Raw genomic sequence first — 22,063 nt, forward strand, 5'->3', positions numbered from 1 at the left:
ATAAATAGACCAAAAGTGTCATCTATTGCACATAAAAAAGGCCGCTGGTTAGCGGCCTCTGTAATAAGTTAAGGTTTAGAAGTCATATTTATATGACAACCTAATACCTGTACCCCTTGTCTCCGACCTAAGCAACGTATCATTGAATTCAATTTCACGATCTTCACCTAGGATATTTTGAACGCGTAATGTGACAGTGCTATTAAAGTCTGGGTAATACTTGTACACCATATCAAGTGAATGGAATGGTTGTTCGAAGTTATCGTCGAAACCGTCGATACCGGGAATTAGAATACGCTCACCAAATACGTTGTAGACGAGTGAGGCAGAGTGTTCACCGTTATCTGAGTCATAACCCAACTGCATGTTAAGTACATACTGAGAGTGACCCGTCATACGACGCTCAACATTAGTAATCGCCGCAGAAACACCGGTTTGCTCAACAATATTCTGACGATCTAACACGATTTCAGAATCACTGACAGTGATGTTACCTGTAGTAAACAAGTTGTCCCAGATACCGTCGCCAATAAAGGCCAAGTCTTGAAGGAATTCAACTTCGACACCATAGACCTCACCAGATTCTGCATTAGCGATACGAATTAGCGGTGGACCATCCTGAGCTGGAGATTGTACCGATTCAATTGGCGCTTCCATATCTTTGTAGAATAAGCCTACCGATACGTTGTTGCCTGCTTCACGGTACCATTCCCAACGTAAATCATAGTTAATGATATCTGTTGTGCTTACACCAGGTGTACCCGCAATCGGGAAGTTAGTTAATGGGTCTAGGTAAGTTGCTGATGACACTTCACGAAGATCCGGACGCACAACTGTTTGACCTATGCTCGCTCTTAACTGCATATCGTCTTCTAAGAAGTAAGTTACAGCAAGCGCTGGATAGAACCCGTCTTCTTGAAACGCTAACTGTGAACGATCCGCTTCGTCACTCAAGTCAAATTGGTTTGTACGCGGATCTAATGGCGCCACTACCTGACGGAAGTCTTCATAACGAGCACCACCAGTGAAGCGCCATTTGTTGTCATAGAAGAAATCAGCTTCTAGATAGTACGCATCAATTTTCTGACCCGCTACATAGTCATCACCAGCAATAGTCGTATCACGAATGATAGGTCGGCTAGACAAAGACAAGGTGTCTAAAACGCTGTCGCTGAAGATTTCGCTAAAGTCGTTACCATCTAATATTGAACGGTCTTCAACACCTAACGTATTGATATCGAAACGGCGGTTTTCTGCAGTACGAGTTTTGGTTACAAAGCTTGCACCCACTTTGTACTCAGTTTCCCACTTACCCATTGTCATTGGGTAAGTCACGTTATAGCCAAAGTTCTCCAAGCGGTCGTGAAGATTTTGGAAAGTATAACGAGCAGCAGTTTGTGCATCAGATAAGAAGATTTCGTTTTCATCGTCAAAAATACCATCTTCATTCACATCTTCCATAACGAAGCGTGCATTGAAGTTACCTGGCGCATAGCGTACCGAGCGGCCTAATGAGTATGTCCAGTCAATACCCATGAAGTTTAGCTCTGGGATGGTATGCTGGCCTTTAAGCTGATTGGTATATAGCGAGCGTTCTTCGTACTGAACATCAATATCTCTAATACGCAAGCCTTCTGCTTGGTTTAGGTTTTCAGTATTACCGAACATCTCGCGGATTTCGTCGCGCGTATCGTTTAGCACGATAAGGCTGTAATCAATACGATGTTGACGGTTATAGTCTACACCTAGTGTTAATAGTGAAGACCAAGTCACCGTTTGCTCTGTACCTTGGATATCGTCAAAGAAGCGTACATTGATAATGTCATCGCCGACTAAGTCAGGGTCTTGTAGCTCGTATTCTTCAGAAGAGCGGGTTTGGGCTGAATAACGTGAAGTTACCAAAAAGCCAAAGCGCCAGTCTTCATCGTAATCATAGCTGTCACCATAAGTGACATTCACGCGCATGTCAGGATCGGCAGACTCTCTTTCTAGCCCGTATTCTCTATTAACACCTTTGAACAGTTCCAATGCTTCTTCTGGCTCAAGATCGTCTAAGAAATTTTTTGAATCCCAACGTTCTTGAATAGCCGCTGAAACGCCACGAGTACCGTCGTCTTCACCTGTCCAATCGCGACCACCACCAGCATAATCTAACACATCACCAGAGTTTTCCGTATCGATACCAACCGCAGCTGATACGTTGAAAACACGCTGTGTAGGTATAGATTTCAATCGGATATTTACGTTACCACCACCGAATGCCGCGGGCATAGATGGTGAATACGATTTCTGAACCGCAAGGCTTTCGATAATGCTCGACGGGAACAAGTCGAGAGGTATTACGTTACGCGTTGGATCTGGGCTTGGCACGATTGCGCCGTTTAATTGTGTTGATGAGTAACGCTCACCAAGACCACGAACGTAGATGAAACGACCATCTACCAGTGTTAGACCAGTTACACGGCGAAGTGCACCCGCAGCATCACTGTCACCAGTACGAGCGATCTGCTCAGCACCCATGATGTCAGCTACGAAAGCTTGATTTTTTCGTTCTTCCATTACTGCCGTTGCCGTGCCCTTAAGGCGCGTACCGGTAGCGACAACTTCCTCAATCACTTCTTCTTCATTTGATTGAGCGAAAGCCATAGACGTTGGAAGCACAATGCTCGCTGCAACGGCTAGGCTGATGGGTTTTAGAAGAAACCTGTTAGCAGGTCTGTTCATGATGAACCTCTTTAGAAAGGAATACATTCACGAAAATAATTCGTGTCTTACAAACTTAAAAGCAAGTGCGCCACTGTTGCAACGCACTTGCTTGTTTTTAGCTATGCGAACTGTGTCTTATTCAAGACCAACAGTCCATCCCGCAGTCCAGTCATTATCAGCGTCTTTAACTGCGCCGATAAAGTCTACTGAAGAGAAGAAGCTGTCTAGCGTAGATACGTCAGTCGCTACTGTTGCATCTACTGTGTAAATACCGTTAAGTACTGTTGCAGTGTTATCAAGTAGGCTGTTACCTGCCTGCGCAGTGAACCAATCTTCTTGACTAAAGTCGCCAGAGTCTTTGATGTTTTCAGCACACGCTAGTACAGATGTTTCAAAAGTAAGCTGAGGCGTGTTGGTACCATCCATGTTAGCAAGTAGCGTAGTATCGCCATCGCTTAAGTCGGCTTCAAAACACTCACCCATACCCGCTGGACCAGTTACAACAAAGTTGTAAAGTTGTGCATTAGTTTGGTCGCGAAGTAGAACACCTTCAGAGTCTGCATCAGCAGTGTCGAACTCGTTACCAATGATAGTCATGTTAGCAACCATTGGGTTAGAGAACGCTGTGCCGTCGCCGCCGTCACCGTCGCCTTCAATTGCGCGGTTAGCATCAGAGTTATCTTCAGCGTGCTTAACAAGTACAAACTGAAGCTTACCTACGTAGCCGTTATCCCAGTCTACTGAGTCATCTTGAATGCCTGTTAGCGTAAGATACTTAACGTTTACTGCACCACCGAAGAACTCAACACCGTCATCTGCGTTTTTGTGAACTTGTACATACTCAACAGTAGTACCAGAACCCACACCGCCAAACGTAATACCGTTTAGTTCGTTATCTGGTGCAATTTCAAAACCGCCGTGCATTACGCGAACGTAGCGAAGAGTACCAGAGCTATCTGTGTTGTCAGTTCCGCCGAATACTGCACCTTCTTGTGCACCTTCAACTTGAAGTGAACAATCGGTACCGTCTTGAGGACACTTAGTAGATTCGCCGTTACCTAGAACGATCATGCCGCCCCATTGTCCCGCTTCACCCGCCTCAAGACCGCCAACAACGTGGTCACGTGATGTGAAAGTAATTGGGTTTTCAGCAGTACCGTTTGCATTGATTTCTGAATCACGGCTAATTACTAGGTAGTCATTACCAGATGCGCCATAAACAGTTACGCCTGGCTCAACAGTAAGGGTTGCGCTGTTTTCTTTATCACCACCTACGAATACTGCACCTGAAAGCGCGTAGAAATTACCTTCTGTAAGCGTTAGGTCAGACGTGATAGTACCAGACACTTCACACGTAGTAGTTGAACCGTCTACTGGCGTAATTGACGTTGTACCTGATGGACAGCCAGAAGCAGATTGTGCTAGTTCGATGTTACCGCCACCAAAACCAAAAGCCCAACCTTGACGCCAGTCATCTTCACCAATCGCACCGATGAATGTGTTTGCTTCAAAGAAAGTATCAAGCAATGTAGATGCGTCGCCACCAGCAGTAAGAAGCGCACTTTCTGCTGTAAGTGTACCGTCTGGGTTAAGACCAAGATTTGCACGGTCTTCAAATGCGATTAGCTGATTACCTTCTTGGCCTGTGAACCATGTTTCAAGGTCTACTGCACCCTCTGGCGTGTTGAACGGCTCAGAACAAGCAATCGCTGAGTAAGTCATGGTTAGATCACCGTCAGAAAGGTTAGCTTGAACCGTTTCGTCTGTGTCCATTTCTAAACACTCGCCCATTGCTTCTGGACCAGTGATTAGGAAGTTCATTAGGTTTGCGCCAGTTTGGTCGCGAAGTAGAAGACCTTCAGAGTCAGCGTCAGCAGTGTCGAAAGTGTTACCGATAACTGTCATGTTAGCGAGCATTGGCTTAGAGAATTCTAGACCGTCACCACCGTCGCCGTCACCTTCAATACCGCGGTTTGCGTCAGAGTTGTCAGCGGCATGCTGAACATAAACATACTGAAGCTTACCTTTATAACCGTTGTCCCAGTCTACTGAGTCATCTTGGTTAGCTGTTAAAACTAAGTGTTTCGCGTTTACCGCGCCACCGAAGAATTCTACACCGTCATCAGCGTTGCTGTGTACTTGTACATAATCAACTTCTGTACCTGAGCCAACACCACCAAACGTAATACCGTTAAGTTCGTTGTCTGGCGCAATTTCAAAACCAGCGTATTTCACTACTACGTATTTAAGGATACCAGAGCTGTCTGTATCGTCTGTACCACCAAATACTGCACCCTCTTCTGCACCTTCAACCTGAAGCGCACAATCAGAACCGTCTTGCGGGCATTTAGTCGATGTACCGTTACCAAGAATAACCACACCACCCCATTGACCAGCACCAACTTCGTCGCCTACAACATCATTGAATGAAGTCATGATGATTGGAGAAGATGCTGTACCTTCTGCTTCAATTTTAGAGTCACGGCTAACTACAAGGTAATCTGCACCAGTGCGACCAAAGATGACTGTACCTTCTTCGATTGCTAGCGTTACGCTGTCTGCTTTGTCGTTACCAATAAATACTGGACCTTCAAGTGCCCACACTGTGTCATTAGTTAGCGTGATAACGCCTTGATCGTCAGCATCATCAGCTGTTAAACGACCAGAAAGAACGCGTACTTCAACCGACTGGCCGAACGCATCAGAAACTTCACCACTTAGGAAAGAGCTTACTTCACCTGGAGCTGTATCATCTGAACCAGTATCGCCACCAGTATCGCCACCAGTGTTTCCACCGTTATTATTAGTTACGCTGTTATCAATATCACCTTCACTGATATTAATATCGCCGCCACAGCCTGCTAGAACAAGTGCAGTAGCAATAGCTGAAGCCTTGAAAAGTTGCTTAAGTTCCATGTGTTTCTCCAGGTACGGTATAGTTATGGATTTTGAAAACGCGGAAACTTTAACTGAGGTAGATGACACATTTGTTACATTAAGTCGCTGTAACAAAAGTTTCATAGAAAAAGTTCAATTTTGGGCTTAAAAAACGTTTAGAAGACTTACTTTGGCAACTGGGGATTTGTTTTTTGTATATTTTTCCAAAACTTAATTGGTAAAAACCTGAATTTATTGACCGAACGTAGACTCTATTTTTTGTCAACCGCCCCCTTCTTTCAATCCCAATTAGTCAGTTTTCGTCAATATACTCTTTTGATTTGTGACGCAATTATGACATAGCAGGTAGAGTGAAGTAGACTTTAAAAAGGCTTCCACCTAAAAAACTTGTTGATTTGTTCAGCGGCATTAGAGTGGTTAGCGTTATTCTGAATGGCACTTTTTATTCGTCAAGCAGTCGACGTTGGCGTACCAGTACGTCTTCACGAATGGGGAAATATCCGTCTCTTAACACCTGCTGCTGCCCTTCCTTTGACAAGATATAGCGCAAAAACTCCCTTTCCAGAGTAGGTAAAGGCTCACCGGGCTTTTTATTTATCACTAAATAAAGAAACCGGGCAAACGGATACGTTTCGTTGCGCACCGTATCAATAGAAAGAGGGATTAGGCTATCTAGCGACTCACCTAAAGGCAGAGCGCGAACTCCTGCGGTTTTATAGCCGTAAGCGGCATAGCCAATCGCGCCTGTACCGCTGGCCACGGACAATACTACAGATGCAGAGCCTGGTTGTTCGTTTACCGTATTCTTAAAGTCACCATCGCACAGCGCCATCACTTTAAACAAGCCGTAAGTACCCGATACTGAATTTCGACCGTACAGCCTGATAGGAGAACGATAGCCTATATCGTCAACGCCGAGCTGAGACCAATTGGTAATGGCTGTATTGCTGCCACAAAACTGGGTTTCAGAAAACACCGCGTCAACTTGCTCAAGGGTCATACCCGGCAGCGGATTGCGTCTATCCACAAAAATGGCGATGGCATCCATTGCCACTTTTAATACCGTAGGCGGGTAACCATGGGTTCGCGTAAAATCCCGTATTTCACTAGGCTTTAATTCTCGGCTCATAGGGCCTATGGTGGCAGTACCTTCAATAAGTGCCGGCGGAGCGGTAGATGAACCGGACGCCTGTATTTGAAAGCCGACCTGAGGATAAAGGGTTTTAAATTCCTGTGACCAAAAGGTCATTAAGTTTGCCAGCGTGTCTGAGCCAACAGAGGATATTTTTCCTGCCACCCCAGGCTTACGTTCATAGGCAGGTACTTGATAGCTACCAGAAGCAGATGACGAGCTTTGAGTATTTTGAGAATCAGCCAGGGTTCCAAATGGTAACAATAAGCCTATTACTAAAAGTAACGTTGAAAGGCGATAGCGTTGCTCTTTCATCTTGTCATGCTTTTTGCTCACCAACACTTCTCGCCTCTTAGGGTTACAGTTGCTCTGCAATCAACTCGTTATCCAGTACAAACGAGAAATTGCTGCCCTCACCCAATGTACTGGTTATATCTAAACGAGAATTATGATGACTTAGTACATGTTTTACAATGGAAAGGCCTAAGCCAGAGCCACCGGTTTTGCGAGAGCGCGCTTTATCCACGCGATAAAAGCGCTCGGTAAGGCGGTTTAGATGATTTGGCTCAATACCATCACCGTTATCTACCACAGAAAATTGCGCGCCATTGGGTTTACGTCGCCAGTACACATTAATTTCGCCACCAGCAGGTGTGTAGTGCACCGCATTAAACACTAGGTTTGAGCAAGCACTTCGAAGCTCGGTCTCTACACCGAAAACATAGAGTTCTTTGTCGATGTGGAAGTTTATTGTGTGGTTTTTCTCTTTATTAAGCGCCTGCGCTTCTCTTTCCACTTGCGCAAGGACCACAGGAATATTCACAACATTTTCGTAGATGCGTTCCGAGCTTGCTTCAATGCGCGACAACACCAGCAAGTCTTCTATCAAGTTTTGCATACGGTGGGTTTGCGATGTCATTTCTTTCATCGCTTTTTGCATGAATGGATCGGAGTCTTCATCAATAGGAAGAATTTCAAGGTATCCGTTAATGACCGTTAGCGGTGTACGCAATTCATGAGACACATTTGCCACAAAGTCCTTACGCATCTCTTCAAGCTGAGACACTCGCGTTATGTCACGGGCAATTAGCAGCAAGTGCTCATCGCCATAAGGCATAATCCGGTATTCGAAGGTTTTGTTGGGGTTAGTAGGCGACGGTACTTCTATAGGGTATTTATAATTCCCCGCGTGAAAGTACTGAATAAATTCAGGGTGGCGCAACAAGTTGTCGATTCTACGCCCAGAGTCTTGTGGCCATTTTAGCCCTAAATCCAAGCGAGCAAGGCGGTTACACCAAATAATGCAGGCCTTAGCATCAACCACCACCGCCGCATCAGGCAAGGCTTCAGAACCCTCTCTAAAGCGTTTTACTAATTCGCCAAGCTCTTTACGCTTATTGCGATTACGACGCTGCAGGTAATAAATCCCCTCATAAATATGTTCCCACACGCCACGCACGGTAGGTGGAGACATTTTACGACTGTGCCATAACCAGCGATTTAGCTTGTAAAGATGCCAATAGTTAAACAGCAAAAGCAGTGTTGCACCAATAGCAACAGCGAATAGCATGTCATCCAAATACCACCCGACCAGCGCAAAAACCACAAGGAATAGCACTAAGCGCAATGTACTTCTCAACCAAGAGAACGGGTAATACATGAAATAGCTCGCGTTGTTAAAGGTGGAATTGGGCGCATGCCCAGATGGCGCAGCGGCATCAAGGGAATAACACTATGTTACTCCCTAAACACTACATTTATTACAGCTTAGTAGAAAAACGGTAACCCGCGCCGCGTACTGTTTGGATCATAGCATCATGTCCGTGGCGAGAGATAGCTTTGCGTAGACGTCGAATATGTACATCTACCGTTCTGTCTTCTACATAAACATTGGTTCCCCAAACATTATCCAGCAATAGCTCTCGGCTATAGACACGTTCTGGGTGCGTCATAAAGAAGTGCAACAACTTAAATTCAGTCGGCCCCATGTCTAACGGTTCTTCATTCGCCATTACGCGATGTGATACCGGTTCAAGTTTAAGCCCATTAAATTCAATGGGCTCCTCGCTTGATGTAGGCGTAACTCTTCGCATCACTGCTTTTATTCTTGCCACAAGCTCTTTCGGCGAGAATGGTTTAGTAACGTAGTCATCAGCACCAGCATCCAGGCCGCGAATTTTGTCTTCTTCCTCGCCACGGGCTGTAAGCATGATGACGGGAATGTCACGAGTAAACTCGTGCTGCTTTAAACTTTTAGCTAGCTGTACACCGCTTCCTCCCGGCAACATCCAATCTAATAAGATTAAATCTGGGTAAGGTTCGCAAATTTTTTCTTGCGCGATGTCGAAATCTTCGGCTTCAATAATGTTAAAACCAGATTGCTCAAGCACAAACTTAAGCATTTCACGGATAGGCGCTTCGTCCTCAACCACCAACACTGTACGAGACATCGTAATATTCCTGCTCATTTTTAAACGCCGTTATTATTAATGTGGTCTGTGACAGTTTTATTAAAACGATTACATTTATGTGTCAAGTTTAATACAAGCTTGTTCCAAAGTTTAAATACATAATCTTGTTTATTCATACGATTACGCATATTCTTGAAATTACATAAAACCGACTGTTATTGTTGCAAAGGTGAGCAACTACCAAGCGTTGTCGGTGATTTAAAAGGTCTGATGTAACAGGGGTGTGTTTATCGATGGCTGCGGTCAAGACAGGGTTATCAAGGAAACTCTTAGCCAGAGTGTTGTCAGTGTACTTTTCTCTCACGCTGCTAGTGACGGTAGGACAGATCTTTACAGAATACCTCAGCACGAAAAATCACGTTGAAGGCGAGCTTCAAACGCTAAAAAACACCTTTTCTTCTAGCCTGACCCGCGCTTTGTGGGAACTTAACCACGACCAAGTGCGTGCCATCGCCGAAGGCCTTATGTCATTGCCTATTGTTGAAGGGCTTCAAGTTCGTGGTGAAAACGGTAACTACATTGCCGAGTACGGCATCCGTGCTCAGCGCTCTCCTGCTCCGGTTGACCGTGAAATAATTGAAGATCATCCCGGCGGCGTATTTAGCTACAGCTTCCCACTAGTATTTAAATTCTCAGGTCGCGAATCTACGGTTGGCGACGTTACCTTGTATTCTAGCTTTGATACTATTTTTAGCCGTATTGAAGTAGGCGTATTTTTTCTTATCGGTAATGCGTTAGTAAAAACCACCTTTCTGGTCTTCTTGTTCATGACCGCATTTCGCACCATGCTTTCTGAACCGCTGCAAACCATTACCGAGCAAATGGGTAATTTCGATCCTCAGCACCCAGAAGAGAGCAAACTCAGTATAAAGCTCGATGATGACAACGAGCTATTACAGCTTAAGGAATCTTACAACCACGTTATTGACGACCTGATTATTTCAAACAATAAGCTGAAAGACGCGCAGAATGAACTCACTCTTGCCAACAAGAAGCTAGACGACCAAAACCTGATTTTAGAACAAGAAGTGGCAAAGAAAACAGCGTCGTTGTCTCAGATCATGCTCGACTTAGAGCAGCAAAAAGACGAGCTTATTGCCCACCAGCGAGAGCTTCGCCAGGAAAACGAAAACCGTCAGTATATAGAAGCCGAACTGCGCAAACGTAACCAAGAGCTAGCCAGTTCGATGGATACACTTCATCAAGCGCAAGAGCAATTAGTCGAGTCGGAGCGCATGGCGTCGCTTGGCGGTCTTGTGGCCGGCATCGCGCATGACGTAAACACGCCATTGGGCGTGAGTGTGACCGCTGCCAGCTTTCTACAAGAGAGACTTAACAATTTAAAGACCGACTTCGAAGATAAAAGCCTGACCAGTAAGAACATGGCAAGCTTCATCGATGAAGCCGAACAAACTGCGCTATTACTTTTAAGTAACCTAGAACGCGCATCTGATCTTATCGCCAGCTTTAAACAGGTGGCCGTTGACCAGACCAGTGAAACCGAGCGCGAATTTGTGTTGGGCGACTATATTAACGAAATTATTCAGTCACTTAAGCCAAGTTTTAAGCATACAGAACATCAAATTAACGTATCCTGCCCCGACAATTTAGTTGTGACCTGTGCACCCGGCGCCATCGCTCAAATCGTTACCAATATGGTGGTTAACTCAATTACGCACGGCTTTGAAGGCAAAGCGGCCGGCTCTGTAACACTAGATGTAAAAGAAGATGGTAATAATGTTGTGATCCACTACCAAGATGACGGAAAAGGTTTAAGCGAAGAAGAGCTCAGTAAGTTGTTTGATGCCTTCTTTACTACCAAACGCGGAGAAGGTGGTAGCGGTCTAGGCACACATATTATGTACAACCTAGTTACACAGTCACTGCATGGACATATAGAGGCCGACAGTACGCTTGGCAACGGCTTACAGTACACCATTCGTTTTCCGAAAAAGAGTGCTTAACCTTTCTTGCCACTATCAATCTAAGGTGCCCGCTTTCTAGGGCCTTTTATTCAATTGCACCGCGAGTCTTACGTTGGTAGGCTTGCGCCCTATTTTTATCAAGAGAATGCTTACACTATGTGGTTTAAAAATGTAAAAGCCTATCAAATTACTCAGCCGTTATCGCTAGACGAGGGCGATTTAGAACGTGCCCTTAACGAACACGCTTTTCGCCCGTGCGGTAGCCAGGACTTAGCAACCATGGGGTTCGCCTCTCCGTTTTCTCAGGCGGGTAAGCAAGGCACCATGTTCCATGTTGTTCAACAGCGTTTTTGGATAACCCTAAAGAAACAAGAAAAGATCTTGCCCGGCGCAGTGGTAAATGCCGAGCTTGACGAAATGGTGGCCAAAATTGAAATGGAAACCGGTTCGCCGGTTGGTAAAAAAGCCAAGGCAGATCTTAAACAAGAAATTCAAACCCGCTTGCTGCCCCAGGCATTTACGAAAAACACCTACACTCACGGCTTTATTTCGCTCGCTGACAACTTAGTCGTAGTTGACGCATCATCTGATGGCAAAGCCGAAGCCTTTTTGGCCATGGTAAGAAAAGCCATAGGCTCACTTCCAGTAGTGCCATTTACGCGCAGAAGCCTTCAAAGCGAGCTTACGCACTGGGTTACTGAGTCAACACCAGAAGGTGTAGGTCTACTTGAAGAAGCTGAGCTTAAATCTACCGATGACACTGGCAGCGTTATTCGTTGTAAGAACCAGCCGCTAGACAGCGAAGAAATTAGTATTCATTTGGATGCCGGTAAGCTGGTTCAAAAGGTTGCATTCGAATATGCAGAGACGTTGACGGCTATTATGTGTGAGGATGGCGCCATTAAACGTGTTAAGTTTACCGATCGCATTAAAGAAGAAACTGACGATGTGCCAAAAGATCAGGTTGAAGCGCGCCTTGATGCAGAGTTCGCGCTTATGTCAGCCGAAATTTGTACACTGCTTAACTTCCTTCGTGGTGCGCTTAATCTTAACGACGATAGTTTATAAACTTATGGCAAATAAATATTAAGCCGATGAAAAAGATAGCCTAGCGCTATCGAAAAGCCTAATTACCTTGGGGTAGTTAGGCTTTTTATTAGGTCCTGTTAATTAACTTGCTTGTTTGAACTGGCAACCGTCATTTAGCGCAAATACTTCTTAGCTTTTTTCCTAGCCTTTTTCCTAGCCTTTCTCCTAGCTTTTGCAAGAAAGTTGCCCAACCGCTTTAAGTGGGATAGTGAATGACCACAATAAAGCGCGTTTCTCCTACTTCATCTCGATAACCGTGGTGCTGGTCTGCGCGTAATATACACTGCTCTTGCGCTTGATAGGTTTGCCATTGACCATCTTGCAAAACCCCTAACTTTCCTTGTAGTACGTGAATATGTTCGGTGACGCCTATTTGATGCGCCGAAGAGTGCTGCTCATGAAAGTCCGTTAAGCATAGTTCAAACATTTCAAACTGGGTGGCTGAGTTAAACGGAAATAGCGTTTTTATGGTTACGTTTGGGTCGTTAGCGAACTTGTTGTCGGCATGTTGGGACGTAGGTGCGGTTTCATCACCTGACAAGAAAGAAGAAAAAGAACACGCAAGACCAGTTGCTATCTTCCACAAGGTAGCGATTGTGGGGCTAGACTCGCCTCGTTCTATTTGCCCCAACATGGCTTTAGACACTCCCGTCAACTGCGCGGTTTTATCAAGGGAAAGCCCCCGAGCTTTACGAACAGACTGCAGGTGGTGTGCAATACTTCTTGAAATAGCAGAAGGCTGCGCATTTGCTTTTGTCATGTAATGAAGGCCTTTTATTTTGACGCTGAGTTTAATAAACCAGTTGTGCGCTATAACGCACAGATGTTAAGTTAACTATTGTACGTTATAGCGCACAAAAAGGTAGAGTAGCACATTCGATAGACACTAAAAGCGTGTTTCATCGCTCGGTCGATTCCAAATCGAAATTCCATCACGAGGGTTTTCATGAGCAAGTGGAAGTTAAGTCATATCAGCGCAGGGCTAACCGCGGTTACAGTAGGTTACAGTAGCTCTGTTGTCATTATCATTGATGTAGCGCGTAAAGCCGGCGCCAGCGACGACATGGTAGTGAGTTGGTTGTTGGCGCTTGGGCTCGGTATGGGCATTACCTGCATTCTGTTTTCGTGGCTATCCAAACTGCCCGTTGTTACCGCTTGGTCTACCCCTGGCGCGGCTTTTTTGTTAACCAGTATCGGTGACTACCGTTTAAGTGAAGCCATTGGTGCATTTATACTATGTGCCTTGCTTTCTCTTGTAACTGCGCAAAGCCGTAGCCTGCTCAAACAAATAAGTCGGATTCCCCCTGCAATCTCATCGGCGCTTTTGGCCGGCATTCTCTTACCTATATGCCTTGCGATATTCAGTGATGTTAATGACGCACCGTACTTAGTTGCGTTATTTATCGCGGCTTATTTAGTAGGAAGTCGACTATTTCCCCGCTATCTTATGCTGTTGTTGCTGATCATGTCGGTGACCATTAGCTTGTTTATGAGTAGTGCAGATGGTGTGGTTGCTCTATCAAGCGACTCACCAGGGCTGCCATCAATATTCACCCTGCCCGAGCCTATTTGGGTAACGCCCACTTTCTCACTGAGTGCTGCCATTGGATTAGCATTTCCCCTTTTTCTTATCACCACGCTTTCTCAAAACTTGCCAGGCATAGCTATTCATCACGCCCATGGATATACGCCCGACCACAAACCCATTTTGTCAGGCATTGCCATTGTTCAAGCCTTATTAGCACCTTTCGGTGGTTTTACCTTTAACTTAGCGGCGATAACAGCAGCGCTATGCATGGGCGAGCAAGCGGATGATGAAAAGTCGCAGCGCTATAAAGCCGCTATAGCAGCGGGGGTGGCGTATTTGTTCATGGGGTTATTAGCGTCTGTGGTCGTTGCGCTATTTGTGAGTATGCCCAGTATCATTATTCATCTGCTTGCTGGACTAGCCCTATTAGCTACGCTGCAAGGAGCGGTGGTTCGCGCCATGGAAGTAGAGCACCACAGGGCTCCTGCGTTGCTTACCATGCTGTGTACGGCGTCAGGATTTAGTTTATATTCCATGACTTCAGCGGTGTGGGGATTGGGGTTAGGTTTATTACTGCTTTACGTTCAAAAGAAGCCTGTTAGCGCGTAGCGGCATTTGTTTGCTTTGTGCTGTTTCATTGTCAGCTTTCCATAACGAAAAGGCCGGTACTGAAGTTATGCTTCAGTACCGGCCTTTGCAGTATTTTGTCGCTTAAAACACTTACAAGAAGATCTGCTTCGCTGCGCTTGCAAGCTCTTCAAACTCATCAGAGTGAAGCTCGCCCATATCTTCAACCACACCGCGCTGAATAGCTAAGTTTAAGATCGCATCTTTTTGACTGTCTACCGCACCTGAAACTGCAGCGCCAACACGAACGAAATCAATGTAGGTTAACTCTTCTGGCATGTAGCTTAGGTCTTTCCAATTTTTTGAAACATTAACGAAGGTTTCTCCGAAGCCCCACTCTGTCATAATGCTTGCACCAATACGGCCAGCTAATTTATCGATTGCCACTTCAAGGAATGAAGGGTTCGCAAAGACTTCAGGGTGACGCTCAGCCTCGGTCAAAATAGGCAGTACACCAATGTTGTGAACCAGTGCCGCTAGTGTCATGGTATCCATGCTCATTTCACGCTTTTTGGTACGCGCTATGTAAAGCTGAAGCACCGCCATAGAGTTAGCCACGATATTAACTGTATTTGCCCACTCTTGTTGTAAATAGCGTGCAACTACATCGTTTTTAGAGACGAATAATTGCTCCATAGCGAGTGCAGTAGAGATGTTTTTAATTTGGCGTAAACCAATTCGTGTAACCGCTTGGCTGATAGAAGTAACTTTTACGCTACGTCCCATATAAGCACTGTTCGCAATTTTGATCATTCTTGCGCTAAGTGATGGATCTTGACCAATAACATCACCCATCGCGTTTAAGTTAATATCGGGATCGTCTGCCGCTTTGCGGACTTTCAATGCAATAGCAGGAAGCGTGGGAAGGACGAGTGTGTCATTGTTAATTTTTTCAACCAAAATGGTTGAAAGCGCGTTCTGTGTAGACATATTTCTACCCTTAGAAAGTTCCAAATAGCCTCGTGAAGGCGATAGGTTGCTTTGCCAGTTAATCATCTCGACCACCAGCAAAACTGATGACTAAAATAGATTCGATGTTTGTGCGTTGCATTCCGTGCGTTAACTTACATAGGCCTCTATGCTTCACGCTAAAATACAAACCGTTTATTGTTTTATTATGGTATTTCTATCACCATACTATAGTAGCTCTTTAGTTTCGACCAACTAAAAAAATACAGTGTCGATGCGAATTATTAGCAACGGTAGAACCACCAGAGCTTTTTTTAAAGTATAGTCAACTGGTAGCAAACCACTATTGATATTAAGCAAATATTTTTCATACTTTTGTATTAAATCAAAAGCATAGCTATAGTGAGCTATCTATTCACCGCCCCGCATACTGTAAATCAATGCGGTTAAACCACACGGTAAGAGTCATTATGAAAAAAACAATTACAACTTATTCTCCTATTGCAGCTGCAGTAGCGGGTTTATTTATGCTGACCGCGTGCAGCAAAAGCGCCGATACAACACCAACTCAAACAGCAAAGCCTGAAACCGCTTCCGAGCAAACCTTACTTGTTGATGAGTCTCGCTTGTCTATTTATCACGGCGTAGATCTCACCAGCGATTTGTCACACCTGAGTGACAATCAACACAAAATGCTTTCACTGTTAATTGATGCATCGAAAATCATGGACGACTTGTTCTGGAAACAAGCGTTCTTTGAAGATAAAGATGCATTTCTTTCGTCAATTAGTGACGAAAAAGTTCGCCACTTTGCAGCGATCAACTATGGACCTTGGGATCGCTTAAATGGCGATACACCTTTTTTAAGTGGCTATGAAGACAAAGCGCTGGGCGCTGAGTTCTACCCCCATGATATGGAAAAAGAGGAATTTGCCACGGCAGATTTTGGCGACAAACAAGGCCTTTATTCCATGGTGAAGCGCGATGAAGCGGGCAACCTTTATTCGGTTCCTTATTCTGAAGCCTTTAAAAGCGAATTAATGAAGGCGTCTGACTTACTTAAAAAAGCGTCAGAGCTTGCTGAAGATGAAAGCTTTAAACAATATTTGCAGCTGCGTTCTGAAGCCCTACTATCAAACGACTACCTGGCTTCTGACATGGCGTGGATGGATATGAAAACCAACCCTGTTGAGCTGGTTATCGGTCCTATTGAAAGCTACGAAGATCAATTGTTTGGCTATCGCGCAGCATTTGAAGCCTACGTGCTTATTAAAGACTTAGCATGGAGTGAAAAGCTAGCTAAATACGCGGCCTTCTTACCTGAATTACAGCAAGGCCTTCCGGTTGCTGAAGCATATAAAGCGGAAATGCCAGGTTCTGATGCAGACCTTAACGCTTACGACGTTATTTATTATGCAGGCCACTCTAATGCTGGCAGTAAGACCATTGCAATTAACTTGCCCAATGATGAGCGAGTACAGCTAGAAAAAGGTACCCGCCGTCTGCAGCTTAAAAACGCAATGCGTGCAAAGTTCGATACTATTTTGGTGCCTATTGCGGATACGTTAATTGTACCAGAGCAACGTGAACACATTACGTTTGACGCCTTTTTCGCGAACACCATGTTTCATGAAGTGGCACACGGTTTAGGGATTAAGAATACTCTAGATGGTTCAGGGACTGTGCGCGGAGCACTTAAAGAGCATGCGTCGGCTCTTGAAGAAGGCAAAGCGGATATTCTAGGTTTGTACATGGTACAAAGTCTTCTTGAAAAAGGTGAAATCACTGAAGGAACACTAGAAGATTATTACGTTACCTTTATGGCTGGCATTTTCCGTTCTGTGCGTTTCGGCGCAAGCTCTGCACACGGAAAAGCGAACATGATCCGCTTCAACTTCTTTGCCCAGCAAGGCGCCTTCGAGAAAACAGAAGACGGCATGTATCGCGTAAATATGGAGAAGATGGGCGCCGCAGTAGAAGCACTATCTGAACTAATCCTTACGTTACAAGGTGACGGCGATTACGATGGCGTAGCGAAGCTAGTAGAAACTATGGGTGTAATTAAACCCGATCTTGCTTCAGATTTAGCGCGCCTAGAGGCAGCGAGCATTCCAGTTGATATTCACTTCAACCAAGGTAAGAAAGTACTGGGGCTTGCTAACTAAGTAAGTACTGTACTCATAAAATAAAAATGCCGCCCTGAGATAACTATCAAGGGCGGCATTTTTGTATTCCTATCTTTCCACGCTACTCTACGTGTTGCTTCATATTTTCAGTATACGGAGGCCAGCCTAGCGGTTTGCCTGCCAACACGTGAAGGTGAATGTGATATACCGTTTGACCACCGTATTCATTACAGTTCATTACCGTACGAAAGCCTTGGTCAGCAAACCCTTGCTCCTTTGCAATTTTTGCTGCAACAAATGACAAGTGCCCCACCACTTCGCGATCTTCTTCGGCTATATCATTTACCGTTGCAATTTGCTTTTTCGGAATAACCAGAAAGTGAGTCGGTGCCTGAGGGTTTATATCTTTAAACGCCAGCGCCAATTCATCTTCGTACAATATGTCCGCTGGAATTTCCTTGCTGATGATTTTGTCAAATATTGTTTCTGCCATAACTCACTTCCCTTACCAATTAGGTGATTACCAATTATGTTAGCGGTGTTAAAACATTTGCCTGCGAACATAATTAAAAATTAAGTGCTATTGTGCGGCGCAGGGGCATCTCATGCGAATAGCACCCTCATACGAAGCCCCCTCATACGAAGCCCCCTCATACGAAGGACAACGCCCTTTTTCTTTACTTAAGCGAAAACAAACCACAGTAGTATTACGCCCAACGCCAAGCGATAGATAACAAAAGGCAGCATGCCGATACGCGATATCCAGCTTAGGAACAAATAGATACAAAGGTAGGCGCTTACGAATGAAAACGCCGCGCCATAAAGCAACGCATACCAGTCTACCGCTTCGTTGGCACTAAGCAGGTCGAGAGTGGCCAAAAGCCCCGCGCCTAAAATAACTGGAATAGACAGCAAAAAGGAAAAGCGTGCACACGCTTCGCGCTTAAGGCCTAACATCAAACCTGCGGTCATCGTAATACCTGAGCGAGATGTACCAGGAATGAGTGCCAATACTTGGGCTAACCCGATATAGATGGCTTGCTTAAGTGTCAGTCCTTCTAACTCTTGTTCGCGTTTTGCAGTGGCATCGGCGTACCATAGCAGCAAACCAAAAATAATAGTGGTACCCGCTATTACTAGCGCCGTACGTGCGTTTTCTTCTATCCAGCCTTTCATTAAAAAGCCAATAATAACCGCTGGAATAGTTGCCACAATAACGTACCAAGCAAGCTTACTGTCGGTAGATTGTTGCTTGCTAAACCCTTGTGTTACCCAAGCTACGGTCATCTGAGCGATTTCTTGACGAAAATAGATCATAACCGCAAGCAGGCTTCCCACATGAACGGCGACATCAAACGCTAAGCCCTGACTTACCCAACCAAAAAGTTCAGCGGGCAACAACAAGTGTCCAGAGCTACTGATAGGAAGAAATTCAGTAACGCCCTGAATAATTGCTAAAATAATAATTTCAAAAAGTGTCATTCCTTTGCTTAACTCCAAGTAAAGTCAATCGGCCATAATTGCTGTTTCTGTTTATCAAAGTTTTGCCACATTTTGGCATAGGTTTCTTGCGTTTCAGGGTGAATGTCGTTGGGAACAAGTTCAGCTAACGGCCAAAGCACAAACGCGTTGTAGCAAATCTCTTCGCGAGGTAAAACCACAGGGGTTGTGGTCACCTTACTATCATAGGTAAGCAAGTCGAGATCAAGGGTTCTGGCACAGAATTTTTTGTCTGTATGCACCCTGCCATTGTCTTTTTCAATGGCTTTAAGAATTGCGCACACTTCCTCAATACTTTTTGACGTCGTCGCACGGGCAGCAGCGTTATAAAAAGGGCTTCCATTGAAGCCCACCGCTTCGCTCTCGTAGACCGAAGACACTGCAACATCTGAGAAGTGCTGTTTCAGGGCAACTAAAGATTGCTTGGTGTAATGCTCACGTTCAATATTAGAGCCAATGCTGATTAAGATGGTGTGTTGTGACATTAATTGCGCTCTTTACGCATTTCAACAGCAACCGTTTGCGCATTGGGAAGGATATTAGGCTTAACAATTTTAAGCGTTATTGACGCAACGGTGAAATTATCAAGAACGGCGTCCATCACTTTATTACCTAGAGCTTCAAGTAGCTCAAATGTGCTTTCTTTGCCTACTTCTACAATACACTCTGCCACTTTTGCATAGTCTACAGTGTCTGCAACATCGTCGCTTTGCATCGCAGCGCTTAAATCAACATCAAGTGTTACATCAAGAAGTAGCTGGGTGGTTCTTACTCGCTCCCAATCATAAACACCAATCAGGGTGTCTACTTCAAGCCCTGTTATATAAATTTTTCCCATGGAATTTTTCATCTTGTACTGTTATCAAACCAGTTTATCGCCGTTTTTATTAGCCCTACTACTGGTCTTACTACTGCGCTTTCACCCACATATTGCTGGTAAACGGTGGTATATCGCGTTTGGATGGAGTAGCTTTACGCTTGTGTGGCACAACTATACCGCTGTATGACAACTGGGAGCAACCAAGGTTTCACAATTTAATGCGACTAAAGCCCATTGAACTTGCACACACCAAATTTAACGTAATAAAAGGCAATATTTTTAATAATTAGAATGACAAAATGATTTCGCTAACTCTTTTGATGATCGCTGTTGCCTATCTTTTCGGTTCACTTTCAAGTGCTGTGGTTATAAGCCAGCTGTTTGGTTTACCAGACCCACGAACCGCCGGCTCTAAAAACCCAGGTGCTACCAATGTGTATCGACTGGGCGGTCGTGTTCCAGCACTCCTCGTGCTTGTCATGGATATACTAAAAGGCACTATTCCCGTTTACGGCAGTTACTTTCTGGGCATAGAGCCAATCATGTTAGGCGTCATTGCTATTTTCGCGTGCTTGGGGCATATCTTTCCGCTCTATTTTGGTTTCAAAGGTGGAAAAGCCGTCGCCACTGCGTTTGGCGCTATGCTCCCTATAGGCCTCGATTTAGCAGGTTTGCTTATTTTGAGTTGGGTAGTAGTGGTGTTTCTTACGGGCTATTCTTCATTAGGCGCGCTTATCGCAGTATCTCTTGCGCCGTTATTTACATTTTTGATTAAGCCTTTATATACCGTGCCCGTGGCAATGCTTTCGCTGCTTATCATTCTACGCCACAAAGACAACATTGCCCGTCTTTTAGCGGGCAATGAAAGTAAAGTATGGGATAAGGGAAAAGTTAAAGAGTAAGCGCCTCTTCCAGCACATCTAACTTACCATCTATCGGCGTAACCGGCGCAATGCCAAGTATTTTGGCCAACGCAGGATAAACCTCCAGGTTGCTAAACACAGGTAGGGTGGTATTCGTTTTAAACGCAGGTCCTACTGCTACAAACGTCGCCCCCATATCAGGCAGCGTGTTCATGTAGCCATGCCCACCTTTACTAATATGCATGCTGTTGGCGTTTTTAAAGCGTGCTGGCGGGGCTATCTCAATAATAATATCGCCGGCTCTATTTCCCACTTCCATATGTCGCTCAGCGCGCTGGGTATCGTTAAGCACAATGTAACGGTTTTCGGCTATATGGGTAAGACGTTCTGTTTCTTCGGTGATTTGTTTATCGTTCACGCCCGCTTTGGCGTAAAGATGAACTTGCGCTCCCTCATTTTCAATAATGAAGCTATCAGGTATAGATAAAGACTCAACTTCTATAAGCTGACTTTCATCAATGGGTGTCATGCCGTGATCCGACACCACTACCAAGTTTACCGGCAAATCTAATGCGTTAATGCGTTCATAAAGTTGACCAATAAGCGCATCCACTTCCTGCACCGCATCATTGGTTTTGTCGGCAAAAGGTCCTTCATCATGTCCAACCGAATCGGTAAGCGAGAAATAACCCGCAATAAAGCGAGGGCGCGACACCTCAGGCAGTTTCAACCAAGTTATAATTTGATCTACCCGCTGCTGGTAATCGGCGTATTTAGAGTAGTGATAGAAGTAGCTAGGCAAGGTACCTGATATGCGTGAATCAGACTCTGGCCAGAAGAAGGTAGCTGCCTTCATGCCATGATATTCCACTAAGTTCCATAGCGGCGTTGCCGTAATCCACGTGCTGTCCATGCCGCCGTAACCCAGCTTGTACTGCGCGTAGCCTTCTTTCGTTGGGCGAGACTTATCAAAAAATCGATTGTTCACGATGCCGTGGTGTTTCGGTAATAACCCAGTGATAAGTGAAATATGGTTGGGAAAGGTATTTGAAGGATAAACAGGGGTCATAGACGACGCTCTTACCCCTTTCTTTGCAATAGCACCAAGGTGTTGCGCGTTGTGTAATTCGATATAGTCGTGGCGAAATCCATCAAGAGAAATGAGCACGACATACTGATCTTGCTGCTCTTGCTTCAGGCCTTTTACAAGGTCATTCAAGGGTGCTTTGCTTGATGCAAATGCATTGGACGCAGTGAGCGCTGCAAAGGTAAGCGAAATAAATAACGACAATGCTAAATAGAATAGCAGTGCATTTTGTTTTGTTCCGTCTGTTGCTAAGCGCATGGTGTTTAACGTCCTTACTCAATGTTCATTTTAGTAAAACAAAAGGCAATGGAATGCGCTCCCATTGCCTTTTATTTATGCTTTTTTGTTTTACCTGCTTGCTATGCTCAATATTTCCCCAGTG

17 protein-coding genes are annotated in these 22,063 nt (G+C 44.9%); 5 read left to right on the forward strand and 12 right to left on the reverse strand.

Annotated features, from left to right (window positions below):
• Positions 1-75: 75 nt before the first annotated feature.
• The 5 genes from QME20_RS03820 to phoB all read right to left on the reverse strand — a co-directional run bounded on the left by QME20_RS03820 (position 76) and on the right by phoB (position 9,186).
• Positions 76-2,724, reverse strand: a complete 2,649-nt coding sequence (locus QME20_RS03820; protein WP_012517276.1) for a TonB-dependent receptor — start codon at positions 2,722-2,724, stop codon at positions 76-78.
• 117 nt (positions 2,725-2,841) lie between these two features.
• Positions 2,842-5,622 carry a hypothetical protein gene (locus QME20_RS03825; protein WP_020742896.1) on the reverse strand — a complete coding sequence of 927 codons (2,781 nt, stop codon included), beginning with the start codon at positions 5,620-5,622 and terminating at the stop codon, positions 2,842-2,844.
• A 424-nt stretch (positions 5,623-6,046) separates the two neighbouring features.
• The gene (locus QME20_RS03830; protein WP_281715480.1) at positions 6,047-7,078 is read right to left on the reverse strand and encodes a phosphate ABC transporter substrate-binding protein; all 1,032 of its coding nucleotides are present in this window, start codon (positions 7,076-7,078) and stop codon (positions 6,047-6,049) included.
• 16 nt (positions 7,079-7,094) lie between these two features.
• A complete protein-coding gene (gene phoR, locus QME20_RS03835; RefSeq protein WP_014948282.1) occupies positions 7,095-8,396 on the reverse strand; it encodes a phosphate regulon sensor histidine kinase PhoR in 1,302 nt (433 codons plus the stop codon).
• Between the two features lie 100 nt (positions 8,397-8,496).
• Positions 8,497-9,186: a phosphate regulon transcriptional regulator PhoB gene (gene phoB / locus QME20_RS03840; RefSeq protein WP_014948281.1), complete on the reverse strand. Its 690-nt coding sequence runs from the start codon at positions 9,184-9,186 to the stop codon at positions 8,497-8,499.
• 254 nt (positions 9,187-9,440) lie between these two features.
• Between phoB and QME20_RS03845 the strand changes: the two genes are divergently transcribed.
• A complete protein-coding gene (locus QME20_RS03845) occupies positions 9,441-11,171 on the forward strand; it encodes a HAMP domain-containing sensor histidine kinase (protein ID WP_041449809.1) in 1,731 nt (576 codons plus the stop codon).
• A 117-nt stretch (positions 11,172-11,288) separates the two neighbouring features.
• Complete coding sequence (gene rdgC / locus QME20_RS03850; RefSeq protein WP_014948279.1) at positions 11,289-12,200, forward strand: recombination-associated protein RdgC; 912 nt, start codon at positions 11,289-11,291, stop codon at positions 12,198-12,200.
• 217 nt (positions 12,201-12,417) lie between these two features.
• Here the strand turns inward: rdgC and QME20_RS03855 are convergent, their stop codons facing one another.
• Positions 12,418-12,981 carry an XRE family transcriptional regulator gene (locus QME20_RS03855; protein ID WP_281715481.1) on the reverse strand — a complete coding sequence of 188 codons (564 nt, stop codon included), beginning with the start codon at positions 12,979-12,981 and terminating at the stop codon, positions 12,418-12,420.
• 186 nt (positions 12,982-13,167) lie between these two features.
• Between QME20_RS03855 and QME20_RS03860 the strand changes: the two genes are divergently transcribed.
• Positions 13,168-14,358: a benzoate/H(+) symporter BenE family transporter gene (locus QME20_RS03860; protein WP_014975686.1), complete on the forward strand. Its 1,191-nt coding sequence runs from the start codon at positions 13,168-13,170 to the stop codon at positions 14,356-14,358.
• A 111-nt stretch (positions 14,359-14,469) separates the two neighbouring features.
• On the opposite strand, the gene QME20_RS03865 is transcribed toward QME20_RS03860, so the two are convergent.
• The gene (locus tag QME20_RS03865) at positions 14,470-15,306 is read right to left on the reverse strand and encodes an HDOD domain-containing protein (RefSeq protein WP_014948276.1); all 837 of its coding nucleotides are present in this window, start codon (positions 15,304-15,306) and stop codon (positions 14,470-14,472) included.
• A gap of 449 nt (positions 15,307-15,755) precedes the next feature.
• Between QME20_RS03865 and QME20_RS03870 the strand changes: the two genes are divergently transcribed.
• Positions 15,756-17,450 carry a hypothetical protein gene (locus QME20_RS03870; protein ID WP_014948275.1) on the forward strand — a complete coding sequence of 565 codons (1,695 nt, stop codon included), beginning with the start codon at positions 15,756-15,758 and terminating at the stop codon, positions 17,448-17,450.
• An 82-nt stretch (positions 17,451-17,532) separates the two neighbouring features.
• Here the strand turns inward: QME20_RS03870 and QME20_RS03875 are convergent, their stop codons facing one another.
• The 4 genes from QME20_RS03875 to folB all read right to left on the reverse strand — a co-directional run bounded on the left by QME20_RS03875 (position 17,533) and on the right by folB (position 19,749).
• Entirely contained in the window at positions 17,533-17,904 is a 372-nt protein-coding gene (locus QME20_RS03875) for a histidine triad nucleotide-binding protein (protein WP_014948274.1), read from the reverse strand.
• Positions 17,905-18,092: 188 nt separating this feature from the next.
• Positions 18,093-18,893 (reverse strand): undecaprenyl-diphosphate phosphatase, encoded by an 801-nt coding sequence (locus QME20_RS03880; RefSeq protein WP_281715482.1) that lies wholly within the window; start codon positions 18,891-18,893, stop codon positions 18,093-18,095.
• Positions 18,894-18,901: 8 nt separating this feature from the next.
• Positions 18,902-19,396, reverse strand: a complete 495-nt coding sequence (folK, locus tag QME20_RS03885; RefSeq protein WP_014948272.1) for a 2-amino-4-hydroxy-6-hydroxymethyldihydropteridine diphosphokinase — start codon at positions 19,394-19,396, stop codon at positions 18,902-18,904.
• Positions 19,396-19,749 carry a dihydroneopterin aldolase gene (gene folB, locus QME20_RS03890; protein ID WP_014948271.1) on the reverse strand — a complete coding sequence of 118 codons (354 nt, stop codon included), beginning with the start codon at positions 19,747-19,749 and terminating at the stop codon, positions 19,396-19,398. The genes folK and folB overlap by 1 nt, the downstream gene beginning before the upstream one ends.
• Positions 19,750-20,030: 281 nt before the next feature.
• Between folB and plsY the strand changes: the two genes are divergently transcribed.
• Entirely contained in the window at positions 20,031-20,633 is a 603-nt protein-coding gene (gene plsY / locus QME20_RS03895; protein ID WP_014948270.1) for a glycerol-3-phosphate 1-O-acyltransferase PlsY, read from the forward strand.
• Here plsY and QME20_RS03900 read toward each other — a convergent pair.
• Positions 20,623-21,939: an ectonucleotide pyrophosphatase/phosphodiesterase gene (locus tag QME20_RS03900; RefSeq protein ID WP_281715483.1), complete on the reverse strand. Its 1,317-nt coding sequence runs from the start codon at positions 21,937-21,939 to the stop codon at positions 20,623-20,625. The two genes, plsY and QME20_RS03900, sit on opposite strands and share 11 nt — an antisense overlap.
• Positions 21,940-22,063: the final 124 nt, after the last annotated feature.

Source organism: Alteromonas sp. CyTr2 (genome assembly GCF_947311905.1).
Taxonomy (GTDB): Bacteria; Pseudomonadota; Gammaproteobacteria; order Enterobacterales; family Alteromonadaceae; genus Alteromonas; species Alteromonas macleodii.